General features: G+C 64.5%; 16 protein-coding genes. 8 read left to right on the top strand and 8 right to left on the bottom strand.

The window, feature by feature from the left end; all coding sequences use genetic code 11:
* Nucleotide 1: 1 nt before the first annotated feature.
* Together H5V43_RS19105 and H5V43_RS19100 are read left to right on the top strand one after the other, a co-directional pair.
* Nucleotides 2-904, top strand: coding sequence for an SDR family NAD(P)-dependent oxidoreductase (locus tag H5V43_RS19105; protein WP_025550271.1), 903 nt, complete (start codon nt 2-4; stop codon nt 902-904).
* Entirely contained in the window at nt 901-1,551 is a 651-nt protein-coding gene (locus tag H5V43_RS19100; protein ID WP_025550269.1) for a glutathione S-transferase family protein, read from the top strand. Before H5V43_RS19105 ends, H5V43_RS19100 begins: the two co-directional genes overlap by 4 nt.
* A gap of 59 nt (nt 1,552-1,610) precedes the next feature.
* Here H5V43_RS19100 and H5V43_RS19095 read toward each other — a convergent pair whose 3' ends face one another.
* The 6 genes from H5V43_RS19095 to H5V43_RS19070 form a co-directional block, all read right to left on the bottom strand.
* Complete coding sequence (locus tag H5V43_RS19095) at nt 1,611-2,354, bottom strand: 2-oxo acid dehydrogenase subunit E2 (RefSeq protein WP_025550267.1); 744 nt, start codon at nt 2,352-2,354, stop codon at nt 1,611-1,613.
* Nucleotides 2,351-2,668: a hypothetical protein gene (locus H5V43_RS19090; RefSeq protein WP_025550265.1), complete on the bottom strand. Its 318-nt coding sequence runs from the start codon at nt 2,666-2,668 to the stop codon at nt 2,351-2,353. The genes H5V43_RS19095 and H5V43_RS19090 overlap by 4 nt, the downstream gene beginning before the upstream one ends.
* 5 nt (nt 2,669-2,673) lie before the next feature.
* Entirely contained in the window at nt 2,674-2,904 is a 231-nt protein-coding gene (locus H5V43_RS19085; RefSeq protein ID WP_025550263.1) for a biotin/lipoyl-containing protein, read from the bottom strand.
* A gap of 20 nt (nt 2,905-2,924) precedes the next feature.
* Complete coding sequence (locus H5V43_RS19080) at nt 2,925-3,950, bottom strand: alpha-ketoacid dehydrogenase subunit beta (protein WP_193666819.1); 1,026 nt, start codon at nt 3,948-3,950, stop codon at nt 2,925-2,927.
* On the bottom strand, nt 3,950-4,930 hold the full coding sequence (locus H5V43_RS19075; RefSeq protein WP_025550259.1) for a thiamine pyrophosphate-dependent dehydrogenase E1 component subunit alpha: 981 nt from the start codon (nt 4,928-4,930) through the stop codon (nt 3,950-3,952). Before H5V43_RS19075 ends, H5V43_RS19080 begins: the two co-directional genes overlap by 1 nt.
* A gap of 121 nt (nt 4,931-5,051) precedes the next feature.
* A complete protein-coding gene (locus H5V43_RS19070) occupies nt 5,052-5,957 on the bottom strand; it encodes a crotonase/enoyl-CoA hydratase family protein (RefSeq protein WP_229742582.1) in 906 nt (301 codons plus the stop codon).
* A gap of 171 nt (nt 5,958-6,128) precedes the next feature.
* Here H5V43_RS19070 and H5V43_RS19065 point away from each other — a divergent pair, with 171 nt between their 5' ends.
* The 6 genes from H5V43_RS19065 to H5V43_RS19040 all read left to right on the top strand — a co-directional run bounded on the left by H5V43_RS19065 (nt 6,129) and on the right by H5V43_RS19040 (nt 11,538).
* Complete coding sequence (locus H5V43_RS19065; protein WP_025550255.1) at nt 6,129-6,584, top strand: PaaI family thioesterase; 456 nt, start codon at nt 6,129-6,131, stop codon at nt 6,582-6,584.
* Nucleotides 6,585-6,594: 10 nt separating this feature from the next.
* Nucleotides 6,595-7,410, top strand: coding sequence for an SDR family NAD(P)-dependent oxidoreductase (locus H5V43_RS19060; protein ID WP_025550253.1), 816 nt, complete (start codon nt 6,595-6,597; stop codon nt 7,408-7,410).
* 168 nt (nt 7,411-7,578) lie between these two features.
* On the top strand, nt 7,579-8,922 hold the full coding sequence (locus H5V43_RS19055) for an aromatic ring-hydroxylating dioxygenase subunit alpha (RefSeq protein ID WP_025550251.1): 1,344 nt from the start codon (nt 7,579-7,581) through the stop codon (nt 8,920-8,922).
* A 26-nt stretch (nt 8,923-8,948) separates the two neighbouring features.
* Entirely contained in the window at nt 8,949-9,707 is a 759-nt protein-coding gene (locus H5V43_RS19050; protein ID WP_025550250.1) for an SDR family NAD(P)-dependent oxidoreductase, read from the top strand.
* Nucleotides 9,708-9,712: 5 nt separating this feature from the next.
* Nucleotides 9,713-10,588: an SDR family NAD(P)-dependent oxidoreductase gene (locus tag H5V43_RS19045; protein WP_037483354.1), complete on the top strand. Its 876-nt coding sequence runs from the start codon at nt 9,713-9,715 to the stop codon at nt 10,586-10,588.
* On the top strand, nt 10,585-11,538 hold the full coding sequence (locus tag H5V43_RS19040; RefSeq protein WP_025550246.1) for an SDR family NAD(P)-dependent oxidoreductase: 954 nt from the start codon (nt 10,585-10,587) through the stop codon (nt 11,536-11,538). Before H5V43_RS19045 ends, H5V43_RS19040 begins: the two co-directional genes overlap by 4 nt.
* A gap of 7 nt (nt 11,539-11,545) precedes the next feature.
* Here the strand turns inward: H5V43_RS19040 and H5V43_RS19035 are convergent, their stop codons facing one another.
* Both H5V43_RS19035 and H5V43_RS19030 read right to left on the bottom strand, forming a co-directional pair.
* Nucleotides 11,546-12,424: a DMT family transporter gene (locus H5V43_RS19035; RefSeq protein ID WP_044660667.1), complete on the bottom strand. Its 879-nt coding sequence runs from the start codon at nt 12,422-12,424 to the stop codon at nt 11,546-11,548.
* Between the two features lie 169 nt (nt 12,425-12,593).
* Nucleotides 12,594-14,915 carry a TonB-dependent receptor gene (locus tag H5V43_RS19030; RefSeq protein ID WP_193666818.1) on the bottom strand — a complete coding sequence of 774 codons (2,322 nt, stop codon included), beginning with the start codon at nt 14,913-14,915 and terminating at the stop codon, nt 12,594-12,596.
* Nucleotides 14,916-14,939: the final 24 nt, after the last annotated feature.

Raw genomic sequence — 14,939 nt, 5'->3', positions numbered from 1 at the left:
GATGAGCGGTTTTCTGGACGAACGCGCCAATCTGGCCGGCAAAGTGGCGGCCGTCATCGGCGGCGGGGGCGGCATTGGGGCAGGCATATCGCTGGCGCTGGCCAAGGCGGGGGTGGACCTTGCGATCTGCGACATCGACGCGGCTGCGCTGGCGGGGACGGAGGAAGCGGTCAGGTCCATGGGCCGCCAGGTCACGGCCATGGTCGTCGATGCCACCGACGAAGCTGCGCTCGACGCCTTTTACGACGAGGTCGAACGCGCCTGCCCACGTCTCGACATAGTGGTGAACGTGGCGGGCGGAACGAAGCGGCAATTGCTGTCCGAAGCCAGCCGGGCCGACATCGCCCGGGACATCCATCGCAACTATGGCTATGTCGTCCAGTCGGTGCAGCGCGCCGTGCCGCTGATCAAGCGTTCCGGCGATGGCGGCAGCATCGTCAATTTCACCACCATAGAGGCGCATCGCGGCGCCGCCAGCTTTTCAGTCTATGCGGGCGCCAAGGCGGCGACGACGAACTTCACCCGTTCGATGGCGGTGGAACTGGGCAAGGACAGGATCCGCGTCAGTTGCATCGCGCCGGACACGACATTGAGCCGGGGCAATATGGCCGCCATGCCCCCCTCCTTCGCGGAGGGTTTTGCCAGGCTGCCCGCTCACGCCCAGGGCAAGGGCCTGGAAATGTACATCCCCAGGGGCGAACAGCCGCCGGTCGACGCGCTCGCCGATGCCGTGCTGTTCCTGGGTTCGGACCTGTCCACCTTCGTGTCGGGCATGACGCTGCATGTCGACGGCGGCACCATGGCGGCGGCGGGTATGCTGGACTGGCCCTTTGGCGACGGTTTCGTGCCGACGCCGCTCGCAGGCACGCTGGCGCGCCTCTACCGCGATGGAGATGAGGCATGATCCTCTATGCCGTCACCCTTTCGCCCTTCGCCGCCCGCGTGCGGCTGGCGCTGCGCGTCAAGACGCTGGACTATGCCATGCAACCTCCGCCGGGCGGCGGCACGCGGTCGCCTGAATTTCTGGCGATCAATCCGATCGGGAAATTGCCGGTGCTGGTGACGGACGACGGGCTGGCGATTGCCGAATCGGAGACCATCATCGACTATCTGGACGAGCGCTTCCCTGCTCCATCCTTATTGCCCGCCGATACGGGCGAACGGGTGCGGATGCGCAACATCATCCGCAGTTTCGAACTCTATGCCACGCCTGCCATGTCGCGTTTGTTCAAGCAGATGGACCCTGTGACCCGCGACGAGGCGACGGTCGCGGCCGAGATCGCCAATTGGCGCAACGGGCTGGCGCTCACCGACCGGTTCACGGCAGACGCCCCTTTCGCCGCGGGCGGCGCCATCAGCAAGGCGGACTGCATATTGCTGCCCAGCCTGTTGCTGTGCGAGGTGGTCGCCCAAATCTTCGGGCTCGACGATCCTCTCGCGGACTGCCCCAATCTGGCGGGCTATCGGGCGAAAGCGCGCCGGCATCCGGACATGGGCGCGATCTGGACGGAGACGGCGGACGCGCTCGCGGCCATGAGAGCGGGAAAATGATCCGCCGAAAGACGAGACGTCCCCAGAACCGCATTTCGTTCAGCACCGCATTTCGGCTTTCAGGCGAAGAGGTCGGCCGCCGCCAGCCGGTCGGCGATGAAGCGGCAAAAACGCGCCGCATCCGCACCATTGATCACGCGATGATCATAGCTGAGCGACAGAGGCAGCATCTGCCGCCACGCAATCCCGCCGTCATCCCCCGGGACCGGCACCGGCCGGGCGCGCGTGACGCCCAGAATGGCGACTTCGGGCGCGTTGACGATTGGCGTGAAGCCGGTCCCGCCAATATGCCCCAATGATGTCAGGGTGATGCAGCCGCCGGACATTTCCGCCATCGACAGGCCCTTGGTCCGCGCCTTGTCGGAAAGGGCGGCAACCTCCTCCGCGATCTGCGTCGCGGATTTGCGGTCGCAGTCCCGGATGACCGGCACCAGCAGGCCGCCCGGCGTGTCCACCGCCACGCCCACATGCACATATTTCTTGAGCGTCAGCATGCCGCTCGCCGGATCGAGCGAGGCGTTGAATTGCGGAAAGGCGGCCAGGCCGTCGGCCAGCGCCTTCACCAGCAGCGGCACGGCGGTCAGCTTCGTGCCGCCCGCCGCGTTATGCGCCTTGCGCCGTTCCTCCAATTGCGTGATGTCCGCATCGTCCTGATGGGTGACGTGCGGAATGGCGACCCAGTTGCGGCCCAGAAAGGCCGCGACGAATTTCTGGATCTTGCTGAGGGGGCGCTGCTCGACCTCTCCAAAGACTGAGAAGTCGCCCGTGGGCCAGGGGGCCAGACCTGCCAGGAGATCGCTCATATGCGCTCAGGCCCCGTTGGCTTGAGGAATGTGAAGCGCGGGCTTTCCATGTCGATGGAATCCGTCAGCCGCATGGCCGGCGCCGCCGCGAACACGCTATTCAGCAGGGCCGCGGGATCGTTCGTGTCAACCTCATAATCGGCAACGAACAGGCCGGTTTCGGTTCCGGTCATGTCCAGTTCCCTGTAGCGGGTACAGGACAGGATGCCCGGCAACCGGCACATCTCGACCGAGTGGACCTCATCATACCAGCGGTCATATTCGGCCTCGCGCCCGGCCACCGCGCGCGAGGTGACATGCAGGATGTAGCGCATCGGGCTTAGCCGATGGTCGCCAGAAGGGTGCCGACCTCATAGGTTTCCCCGATCTGGGCGATGATCCTGAGGGTGCCGCTGGCGGGGCTTTCCACTTCCTGCGTCGATTTTTCCGATTCCAGCGCATAGAGCGGCTGGCCTTCGACGGCCTGGCCGCCATCTTCCACCAGCCATTCGGCCAGCGTGCCTTCATTCATCGAAAAGCCGATCTTGGGCAGCAATACTTCAACAGCCATTGGGAACTCCCTGAGCGATATTAGGATTTGACGAGGGCCTCTGCCGCCGCGACGATGTCGGCGGTTTGCGGGGCGAAGGCGGTTTCCAGCGGTTTGGAGAAGGGAACCGGGCAGAAAGCGCCGCCCAGCCGTCGGACCGGGGCCTTGAGCTTGCCGAACAGCTCCTCGTTCAGCACCGCCGCGATTTCCGCGCCGGCGCCAAAGGGCGTCACCGCCTCATGCACGATGATGGCGCGGCCGGTCCTGGCGACCGACTTCACCACCGTTTCCCTGTCCCACGGCGCGATGGTGCGCAGGTCGATGAGTTCGGCGGAGATGCCCGCTTCCTTCAGCTTGGCGACGGCGGGCATCGCCTCCTGGATCATGCGGGCATAGGCGATGATGGTGACGTCGCTGCCCTCGCTCAGCACATTGGCCTTGCCAATGGGCACGCGATGGCCCTTTTCCGGCGCTTCGGCGGGCGACCAGTAGGTGGGCAGATTCTCGATGAACAGCACCGGATCGGGATCGTCGATGGCGCTGCGCATCAGGCCATAGGCGTCCTTCGGGCTGGAGGGCGCGACCACCTTGATCCCCGCCGTATGCGCGAACCAGGCTTCCAGATAGTCGCAATGCTGCCCGCCGCTGGCGAAACCCGTCCCGGTCATGGTGCGGATGACGATGGGCACATGGGTCTGCCCGCCCGACATGAAGCGCAGCTTCGCCGCATGGTTGACGATCATGTCCATCGCCACGGTCGTGAAGTTCATCAACATGATCTCGGCAATGGGCTTGAAGCCCACCAGACTGGCGCCGATGGCCGCGCCGATGATCGCCTGTTCGGAAATGGGCGTGGAGCGCACGCGATGCTCGCCAAAGCGCGACGACAGCCCCTTGGTGACGCCGCAGACGCCGCCTTCCTCCGGATCGGCCAGGTCTTCGCCCAGCGCGATGACATTCTCATCCTCCTCCATGGCGTCCGCGATGGCGGCGTTGATGCCCTGGAGGATATTCGCCTTGGCGGCCTTCACAATATTTGCGGGGGCCATCGGGGTCTCGGCGTTCATCAGGCCATCTCCTCCGCGAACACGTCGCGCTTCAGTTCCTCCACGACGGGGAAGTCGCTTGCCAGCGCGAATTCGACCGCTTCGTCGATCTCCTTCTCGATGGCGGCTTCCATTTCGGCCAATTGCTCCTCCGTCGCGATGCCGGTTTCGATGAGCTGCGCGCGGAAGCGCGGGACGGGATCGTTCGCCATCGCATCGGCCTTGCGCGCCTTGTCCATATAGGCGTCGGCATCGCCGAAGACGTGGCCGAAGAAGCGATAGGTCATCGCCTCGATCAGCGTCGGCCCCTCTCCGGCGCGGGCGCGGGCGATCGCCTCCTGCGCCACGGCGTACATTTCGAAGGGGTCGTTGCCGTCCACCCGCACGCCCGGCATGCCATAAGCGGCGGCGCGATCCGCGACCTTGACGTTGCTGGTCTTGTCATAGGCGGTGTGCTCGCCCCATTCATTGTTCTGGCACACGAAGATCACCGGCAGCTTCCAGACGGCGGCCAGATTGAGCGATTCATGGAAGGCGCCGATATTGGCCGCGCCATCCCCGAAGGAGGCGACCGTCACGCGACCGTCGCCGCGCAGCTGCGATCCCCAGGCAAGGCCGTTGGCGATGGGCATGGTGGACCCGACGATGCCGGTCGTCACCATGATGCCCTTGGCGGGATAGGTGACGTGCATCGGACCGCCCTTCCCCTTGCAGGTGCCGGTGGTGCGGCCGGCGACCTCCGCCCACAGATCCTTGAGCGGCAGGCCCTTGGCTAGCTGGTCGTGGCTGCCGCGATAGATGGTGCAGATATAATCCTCATCCGTCAGATTGACCGAAATGGCGCTGGGGATCACTTCCTGACCGCGCGGGCTGTAATAGGGCATGACCAGCCGCCCGTTCATGATGACCTTGCGCGACCGTTCGTCATTCGCCTTGATCAGCGCCATGCGGCGGTAGATCTCTAACTGTGTCGCCGCATCGGGGGTTGCCCTGTTGCTCATTTCAGACGTCCTTTCGAAAGGCCGGATTTTCGCTATACGCCGTCCAGCATCTGCCATGTTTTGGCGGGCAGGAAAGCCCCGCCCCTGCCATATCGCAATTGTGAAGGATGAGGCGGCGTCCCTATTCCGGCCGGGGACGGCGGGCGCGAAGCTCTATCCGCCCCTTGCCGAACGGCGCGTCGCGATTGGCAAGCGCTTCCTTCAATCCCTTTTCCGCCATGTCCTTGCGGAACCGGCTGCGGCGCGGGCCGGTGCTGAGATGGGCGCGGGCATCGAGTTCGGCGGCATAGCGCAGGGATTGTTTCGCCCCCGCCAGCTCCATCTGCGCATTGACGACGCGCTTGTGCGTGGCGAGTATTTCCGCGTCGACGCTGCCGATGCGGCGCACCATCTCATCCGCCTCGAAATCCAGTTCCTCGGCCGGATAGGCTTCCAGCACCATGCCGATGCGCGCCGCGTCGATGCCGCTGATCGTGTCGCCGGTGAACAGCATGCGCTTGGTCCACTGCGGACCGCAATGATAGAACCACAGGTTCGTCGGCGGCGTGCCGTTGGCGCGGGCGGCGGGGAAGCCGATCTTCGCGTCGTCGGCGGCAAGCACGATGTCGCAGGAGAAAGCGAGGTCGGTGCCGCCCGCCAGGCAATTGCCCTGCACCTTCGCCACGATCGGCTTGTGCAGGTCCAGCATGATGGAGGTCAGCTCCTGCTGCCGCTCCAGATTCCAGATGTCGTCGTCGATGGTCCCCGCGCGGCTGCGATAGGCGGCGGGATGATAGTCCGTCGCCGCGTCGGCCGCGCCGCCATAGCTGTCCGTCAGGTCGTAGCCAGCGCAGAAATCCCTGCCCTCGCCCGAAAGCAGGATGACATTGGCGTCCCGCCGGTCGTCCGCTTCCAGCAGCGCCTGATGCAATTCCTTGAGCATCTGGCCCGACAGGGCGTTGCGCTTTTCGGGGCGGTTCAGGGTGATGCGGGCCACATTGTCGCGCACCGCGAAGCTGATGCAGTCCGTCGATTTCAGCCATTTCATGCCCATGTTCCGCTCTCCAAATCCCTATCGCGCCAGCATAGCGCGCCCCGTGCCGCGCTGGCGAGGCTGGCCCCGCCGCCTATCGGCCATGTGATCCTTGCACCCTCCCCGTCTTGCCCCGTCCGGGTGGAGGGCGCAGTCCTGCCGCTTATGCAAAATGCAAAGGCGAGGATGGCGGACGTGCCGGCGGGCTTCCACCGGCTGGACCGGATGGACGATGTGATCGGCGGCTTCGACCCGGTTTACATCCGCCGGGAAGCGGACGGCCATGTGACGCTGGGCTTTCATGTCGGACAGCAGCACTGCAACCCGCGCGGCCATTGTCATGGCGGCACCTGGGCCACGATGGCCGATGTGGTCATGGGCGTGAATGTCGGGTTCGTGACAGGACTGAGCGGGCCCACCGTTTCGATGAGCATCGACTTCCTGGGCGCGGCGGCGGAAGGCCAATGGGTGGAAGGACGGGCGGAGGTTCTGCGCTGGACGCCCAATCTTGGCTTCGCGCAATGCCGCTTCAGCGCGGACGGCGAGATAGCGCTGCGCGCCAATGCGGTCTTCCGCCGCAAATTCCCGCCCCATCGCGACTTTGAATCGCTGATCGCGCGGTCGTCGGAACAGAATGGATAAGGAGAGCATCATGGGCCGTCTGTCAGGCAAGGTCGCTGTGATCATGGGCGCGACGCGGGAAGGCAATATGGGACAGGCGATCGCCCATCGCTTCCTGGAGGAAGGCGCGCATGTCGTCGTGTCCGGTCGCGGCCAGAAAGGGCTGGACGCGTTCGCCGCCGCGACCGGAGCCACCGCCATTCCGTGCGACATCCGCAGCCGCGACCAGATCCAGTCGCTGGCGGACGCGGTGCTGGCGCGGCATGGCGCGATCGACATCGCCGTCAATGCGGCGGCCATCGGCTTCCTCGCGCCCTTCGAGGAGGAGACGGAGGAGCAGATCGATTCGATCCTCTCCGTCATCTTCAAGGGCGGGCTGTTCTTCATGCAGGTGATGGTCGGCGCGATGAAGCGGGAACGGCCGGACGGAAGGGGCGGCGCGATCGTCAACATCTCTTCCGCCGTGGCCGACATCATGTCCGACGATCATTGCAGCTATATGGGCGCCAAGGCCGCGCTCAACCAGATGACGCGCTTTGTCGCCTATGAATATGGCAGGCATGGCATCCGCGCGAACATCCTGGCGCCGGGCCTGACCATCACGCCGATGCTGGGCGGGTTCAACGTGCCCGGCATGGTGGAGGCCTATGCGAAGGAATATCCGCTGGGCCGGATCACCACGGTGGAAGACATCGCCAATGCGGCGCTGTTCATGGCCAGCGACGAATGTTTCATGACGGGCCAGACCTTCCATGTGACGGGCGGGCTGACGCTGCGCCGCAATCCCACCACGGCGGAGATCATGGCCTCCATCGCCGCCCATGACGGCGCGTCGCCGCCGATGTGAGCCTGCCATGATCCGCTTCTCGCAGCCGAACGGTTGACGGTAAATCCATCCGATCGGGCGGGCAGGGATCAGACTGGCGATGATCCGGGCCGCGTGGACCCGCGACATTGACTTGCGCCATGTGGGCGCGGGAAGCTGATGGCAAGGTCTCAGGAGAGGGCAGCAATCGTGAACCAGCCAGCCGCCGCGCTACAGCCGAAGATCACCCGCAGGAAAAAGGCAGGGCCAGAGGATTTCATCCCGAAGGAAGATTATGTCAGCCGCGATTTCGCGCGGCTGGAACAACGGCGGCTCTGGCCCCGCACCTGGCAGATGGCCTGCCGCGAGGAGGAGATTCCCCGCGTCGGGGATTATGTGACCTATGACGTGCTGGACGAATCCATCATCGTCGTGCGTGTCGCGGCGGACAGGATCGCGGCCTATCATAATGCGTGCCAGCATCGCGGCCGCCGCCTGACGGAAGGGTGCGGCCATGCCGCCCGCCTGTACTGTCGTTTTCATGGCTGGTCCTGGAAGCTGGACGGCACCATCGCCCATGTGGTCGACCGCGATAATTGGGACGGCAGCCTGAAGGACGAGGACATCGCCCTGCCGCAAGTCCGGGTTGATCGCTGGGGCGGATTCGTCTTCATCTGCATGGACGGGGATGCCGAACCGCTGCTCGACTTCCTCTCGCCCATTCCGGATGTTTTCCGCAATTATCCGTTCGAGAAGATGCGCTATCGCTGGTACAAGCGCACGGGCATCGACTGCAACTGGAAGACCGCGCTGGAAGCCTTCAACGAGGGCTATCACGTCCAGACGACCCATACCCAATTGCTGCCCGTCCACGATGACGAGGCCCTGTCCTTTGCCGAGGGACGCCATGGCAGTTACCAGCTTGCGCCGGGGCGCATTTCGCTGGGCGAGCGCTCCCCCCGGCTTGCCAGCACGCAGGTCGACTATCGCCGCAACGTCCGCGACTTCGTCCTGATGCTGGAGGAGGATCTGAAAGCCTCGATCCCGCCGCACATGGCGGAACTGGCGGACCGGCTTGTCGACGAACTGCCGGAGGACGCCTCCCTGCTCGACGTGCTGATGAAATATGGCCAGATCGCCTTCGAGGCGGCGCAGGAACGCGGCATCCCCTTCCCATCGCTGACGCCGGAGGAGATCGGGCGAGCCGGGGCGGACTGGCACCTGTTCCCGAACATGGTCTTCCTGCCCGCGCCCGATGCGATGCTCGCCTATCGCGCGCGTCCCGACCGCAATGATCCGGAACGGTGCATCTTCGAAGTCTATTCGCTGGTCCTCTATCCCGAAGGACAGGAGCCGCCGCTGGAACGGCAGGAATTCAAGGATTGGCGCGATCATGACGCCTGGGGCCTGATCCTGACGCAGGATTTCGAGAATATGACCGAAGTGCAGCGGGGCATGCGCTCCACGGGCTTCACCGGATCGCGCACCAATCCCGTGCAGGAACGGAGCGTGTCGAATTTCCACCGGGCGCTGCGCGAGTTCATCGGCGCCTGACCCCAAAAGATTCAAAAGGAGAGAATATGGCTGGCAGATTGAGCGGCAAGGTCGCGATCGTCACCGGCGGCGGCCAGGGCGTGGGTCTGGGCATCGCGCAGGTTTTCCTGCGGGAAGGCGCGAAGGTGCTGATCACCGGCCGCACGCCCGACAAGCTGGAAGCGGCGGTCGCCGGCTTGAAGGCGGAGGGCGGCGAAGCGGCGTGGATCGCGGGGACCGCCGGCGTGCGCGCCGATGCGGAGGCCGCCGTCGCCAGGGCGGTCCAACTGTTCGGCGGGCTCGACATATTGGTCAACAACGCCCAGACGTCCAAACCCGGCACCATGTTCGAGGATACGGACGACGCGCTGTTCGCGCTGACGATCGAATCCGGTCTCTATGGAACGTTCCAGCATATGCAGGCGGCTGTCCCGCATATGAAGGAAAAGGGCGGATCGATCATCAATTTCGGTTCCTATGAGGGGATTCATGGCGGCGTCGGATTCGCCGCCTATGCCGCGACCAAGGAGGCCATTCGCGGCCTGTCCCGCACCGCCGCGCGGGAACTGGGCAAATATAAAGTCCGCGTCAATGTGATCTGCCCGGCCGCTCTCAGCCCCATTGCCGAACAATGGGTGAAGGACTTCCCGGAAGAAGCGGAGAAGGTCATGAAGCTGATCGCGCTCGGCTATCTGGGCGATTGCGCAGAGGACATCGGCCCTGCCGTGCTGTTCCTGGCGAGCGAGGACAGCCGTTATGTGACGGGCCAGACGATCAATGTCGACGGCGGGCAGATGATGTTGTGAGCGGGATGCTCGACCTTTCGGGCCGCACCGCCATCGTCACCGGCGCCGCTAAGGGGCTGGGCCGCGCCTATGCGCAATGGCTCGCCGCCCATGGTTGCGCCGTGGTCGTGAGCAACCGTCCGGCGCCGGACGGCTCATCCTCGGCGCGGGCCGTCGTGGAGGAGATCGTGGCGGCAGGCGGCCGGGCGGTCGCGCATGACGGGCCTGTGCAGATGCCGCAGGCCGCCGCCGAAATGGTGCGGATCGCTGGGCGGCATTTCGGCGCGCCCGACATTTTCGTCAGCAATGCGGGTGTTCAGGCGTTCCGCGATTTCGGCACGGTGACGCTGGAGGAAATGGATGCGTTGCTCGACATCAACCTGCGCGGCGTGCTGGTGGGGCTGAAGGCCGTGTGGCCCGCCATGGTGAAAGCGGGCTATGGGCGGATCGTGCTGACCGGCTCCAGCGCCGGACTGTGGGGACAGGTCGGATCGGCCGATTATGCGGCGTCCAAGGCGGCGATGGTGGGCCTCGCCCGTTCTTTGGCGATCGATGTCCCGGCTGGCGCGGACCTGTGCGTCAATGTCGTCGCTCCCGCAGCCTATACGCCTATGTCCTCGGGCAGCATTCCGGCGGAATGGGCCGACTATGCCTCGCCCGATCATGTCGCGCCGGTCGTTGGCTGGCTATGCAGCGACAGATGTTCGACCTCGGGCGGCATCTATCATGCGGGCGCAAGCCATGTCCGCCGCGTCCAGATATTGGAAGGGCCGGTTCGCCAATTGTCGGAAGGCGACATCGACAGCGTGATGCGGGGCCTGACCGCGCAGCCCGAATGGACCAGCTCTTTTGCGTCCGGCGCGGAGATCATGCCGGAACTGGTGAAGGCGATGACAGCATGACCATCGATTTTTCCGGCCAGACGGCCATCGTGACGGGAGCAGGCGGTGGCATGGGGCGCGCCTATGCGCTGGAACTGGCGCGGCGCGGCGCCGCCGTGGTCGTCAACGACTATGGCGGCGGCGTTCTGGGCGAACAGAATGGCAGTTCCGCTCCAGCCGAAGCGGTGGTCGCGGAAATCACGGCGGCGGGTGGGCAGGCGATCGCCAATGGTCTGGCGGTCGGCACGGCGGCGAATGCGCGGGCCATCGTCCAGGCGGCCCTGAGTGCCTTTGGACGGATCGATGTTCTGGTCAACAATGCCGGCACGGGTATTGCCGGACCCTTCACCGCCCATGATGACGAGGCGATCGAGCGCCATTATGCGACGAACCTGATCGGTGGCCACCATCTGATGCGCGCCGCCTGGCCGCATATGGCGGCGCAGCGCCATGGCCGCATCCTCAATGTCAGTTCCAACGGCGCGCTTGGCGTCGGCGGCAATGCCCCCTATGCTGCGGCCAAGGCGGGCATGCTGGGCTTGACGCTGGACGCCGCGATCGAGGGCAGGCCGCTTGGCATAGTGGTGAATGCCGTGATGCCGACATCCTATTCCCGGCTGATCGAGCAGATACCCGATCCCTCCACGGTCGCCTGGTTCCGCGACAACCTGCCGCCCGAGAAGGTGGCGGCGGCAATGGCCTGGTTCCTGAGCCGCGATTGCACCGAGACCGGCCGCATCCTGCTGACGGGCGGCGGTCGCCTGTCGAGCCTGATCTTCGCGGAAACAGGGGAGATTTTCGACGCGGAGATCAGCGCCGAGCGGGTCGCCCAAAGGATCGGGGAGATCGGGGACGAAAGCCTGCTCACGCCCGTGCACAATCAGGCGGAAGCAGGCGCGCGCTATTTCCGCCATCTGCCCTGGACGGCCGCCGAGACGCCCGATTTCGGCCCGGACGTGGAAAGAGGCTGAGCGAGGATCAAGCGCGCCGCCGCCCGTGCAGGGTGATGTAGATGGCGGTGCCGATGATCAGCGCCGATCCCACATAGGTGCCGGGCTGCGGCCATTCGCTGAACAGCATATATCCCAGCGCCGTGGCGAAAAGGATGCGGACATAGTCGAGCGGCCCCATCAGGCTCGCTTCTCCCAAGGTCATGCCGCGAATGTAGCAGGCTTGGGACACGACGCCGAGCACGCCCATGGCGGCCAGCAGCAGCGCATCCCCGGCCGTGGGCATGCGCCAGCTGCTCCAGGCCAGCGGTGCGGTGAAGATGAGGCCCAGCAATGTCGACCAGGTGAGAAGCGACAGGTCGCTATGATCGCGCGTCATCTGCTTCACGCTGATCACCGACCAGGAGACGAGCAGCGCGGCCAGCAGCCCCTGGGCCGCCGGCCAGCCGATCAGCGAATGGGCGGAGCCGGGCGCGATGATGATCAGCACCCCGGCAAAGCCCGCCAGCGTGGCGAAGAGCCTTTGCCGATCCAGCTTTTCGCCCAGCAGCAGGGCGGCAAGCGGCACGAGGAACAGGGTGCGGGTGAAGGACAGGGCGTTCGCTTCCGCCAGTCCCAACAAGTGAAAGCTGTTGAAGGCAAGGATGATCGACAGGCTGGTGGCCGCACAGCGCAGGATCATCAGCATCGGCCGGCGCAGCATGAAAGCGCTGCGGGGCCGCCGCAGGATGAAGGGCGCCAATGCGATCAGGCCGACGCCCTGCCGCACGAAATTCTGCGTTGCCGACGAATAGTCGTCGCCCAGCAGCTTCACCAGCGCCATGGCGATGCTGTAGGCAAAGCCGGAGGCCAGCATCCACAGCGCCCCGCGCGCATTGTCGTGATACCCTTGTCCGCCACCGTTCATCCCGCCCCGTTAGACGCACTCGGAACGGGAGGATAGTTTATTCGGCAAGTATCGGTCCGGTGATTGGCGATGTGCTGATGTACCGGGATTGGATGTCGAAGCGGCTTGGCCATGCCCGCCCTCAATCATCGGCGCCGGACTCGAAGGTCCGGCGCCGGTGACGCTTCGATCAGAATTTGTAGGACAATTCCATCCCATAGGTGCGCGGTTCGCCATAGACGGAGGAGATGTAGCCGGCCTCGTTGTAGATGCCGATCACGCCCACACGATAATAGCTTTTGGTCAGGTTGTTGACGAAGGCCGCCGCGCCCAGTCCGGTACCGAAGATATTGTCCCAACCCGCGCGCAGGTTGACCAGTTCATATCCCGGTTCGGTCGCCAGCACGTCATTCTTGTCGAGATGCTGTTTGGTGCGATAGCTGACATTGGCGTTGAGGTTGATCGCGCCCGCATCGCCCGACAGGGGGATCTCATAGCTGACATTCGCGCCCATCTGATGATGGGGCGACCCGACCAGCGCGAATTCGCCCGGCTGGCGGCCTTGGCTGATCTCCACGCCGACATAGGAATAGAAGGCGCTGATGTTGAGCGGACCCGCGATGAGGCCCAGTTCCAGCTCGCCGCCATAATTTTTCTGCCGGGCGGTGTTGTCGATGATCGTGTTGACATTGCCCGCGCTGTCGATGGACGATGTCTGCTTCTGGACGTTCTTATAGTCCTGATAGAAGATGGCGAGACTGCTGGTCAGCGTGGCGCCGCCCAGCGGATGGCGCGTCTTGAGCCCCACCTCATATTCCTGCACGGTTTCCGGATCGAAGGGCTGCAATTCGTCGGTCGACGCCGCCCGCAGCGAGAAACCGCCGGAGCGGAAACCGCGCCGGGTCGAGATATAGGTCGTCAGATTCGCGTTGGGTTCATATTGCAGCGTGACGTCCCAGGTGAAGGCGTCCCATTTCTTGCTGTTGGTCTGCGGGCAGTCGGCCAGCGTCGCGGGAACGAAGGAGGTCGTGCCGGTGTCCACGCGGAACAGGCATGTGCCCAGATTGGGATAATAGGCGAAAATCCGCGCATTGCGCTTGTCGGTCGTGTAGCGGATGCCCGCCGAAACCTTGAACTGGTCGGTGAAGGCATAGGTGCCCGCCGCGAACAGCGCGAAAGTCTTCGCCTTGCCGCTGCCCGCATAGGCGTTGAGGAAAGTCGCGGCCGGAGTGTTGAGCGGCAATCCCGAGCCGGCTATCGCCAGTTCCGGGAACTGGCTGGACGTGGAACCATCCTTCCCCTTCTCGACGAAATAATAGGCGCCCAATACATAATCCAGCCGGTTCTCGATCGCCTTGCCCTGGATCTGGAATTCCTCGCTGAACTGTTCGATGCTGCGATAGCGATTGGAATTGATGAGATAGGCGGGCACGCCATCCAGGTCCATGACCTGGTCGAAGTCCAGCTTGCGATAGCCGACGATATTCTTGAAGGTGATGGTATCAAGGCTGTAGGTGGTGCGGTTCGTGACGCCCCGGTTCTTCAGCCGTTCAAAAGGCTGGGTCTGATAGGCGTCGAGCGTGCCGCCCGTTCCCGATCCCGATGCGAAGCGATAATGCGGCCGCGCCTGCTGCGCCGCGAACTGGCCGACGACGTCCGATACCGGAATGCCGAAGCCGCGCAGCGTCGCATATCCGGCGATGGCGGGCGCGGCGGGATTGGCGGCGGTGCCGACCAGCGCCGTGCCATGTTCGTTCGTCTTGATATAATCGACGATCGTATTGGATTCGAATTCAGGCGTCGGCGCGAAGCGGATCGAGGTTCGGAAGGTCTGGTAATCCTGATCGTCATAGTCGCGACCGGTCAGAACATCCCTGGTGAAGCCATCCCGCTTCCTGATCTTGCCCGCGAAACGCACGCCGAGACCTTCCGTAAGGGGCAGGTTCACCATGCCGTAAATGTCGCGCATGTCGTAATTGCCGATCTGGCCGCGCAATTCGGCATGAAAATCGTCCACCGGCTTGTTGGGTTCGATCAGCACCGCGCCGCCGGTCATGTTGCGGCCGAACAACGTGCCCTGCACGCCCTTCAGCACCTGGGTCGATTGCAGGTCGTAGAGCGCGTAGGCGAAGCCGACGCTGCGGGCCTGGACCACTTCAGCGAAATAGGTGCCGACCGGCGGATCGGTGAGCAGTTGCGATTCCTGGGTGCGCTGACCGCGAATGGCGAAGCCCAGCTCGTTCCGGCTGGTGCCCTGGTTGGTGAGGCTGAGCGAGGGCACGCGGCTTTGCAGCCCCAGCGCGTCGCTGACGCCGCTTCGCGCAAGAGAGTCGCCGCTGACGGCGGTGATCGAAATCGGCACGTCCTGCAACGCCTCCTCGCGCCGGCGGGCGGTCACGATGATGTCGGACGCCTGGGCCATGCCCGAGTCCTGCGGTGCGGCGTCCTGCGCGGCGGCTGCGGTGGCGAAGAGCGATGTGGCGGCAAGCAATGCGGACCGGAACATGGTCATCCTTCCTCTCCTGATCGTCCGGCA

Origin of the sequence: Sphingobium fuliginis (assembly GCF_015074805.1) — a bacterium.
In the GTDB taxonomy this organism is placed as follows: Bacteria; Pseudomonadota; Alphaproteobacteria; order Sphingomonadales; family Sphingomonadaceae; genus Sphingobium; species Sphingobium fuliginis.
The sequence above is the reverse complement of the archived record's forward strand: the minus strand, read 5'-3'. Positions and strand labels throughout refer to the sequence as shown.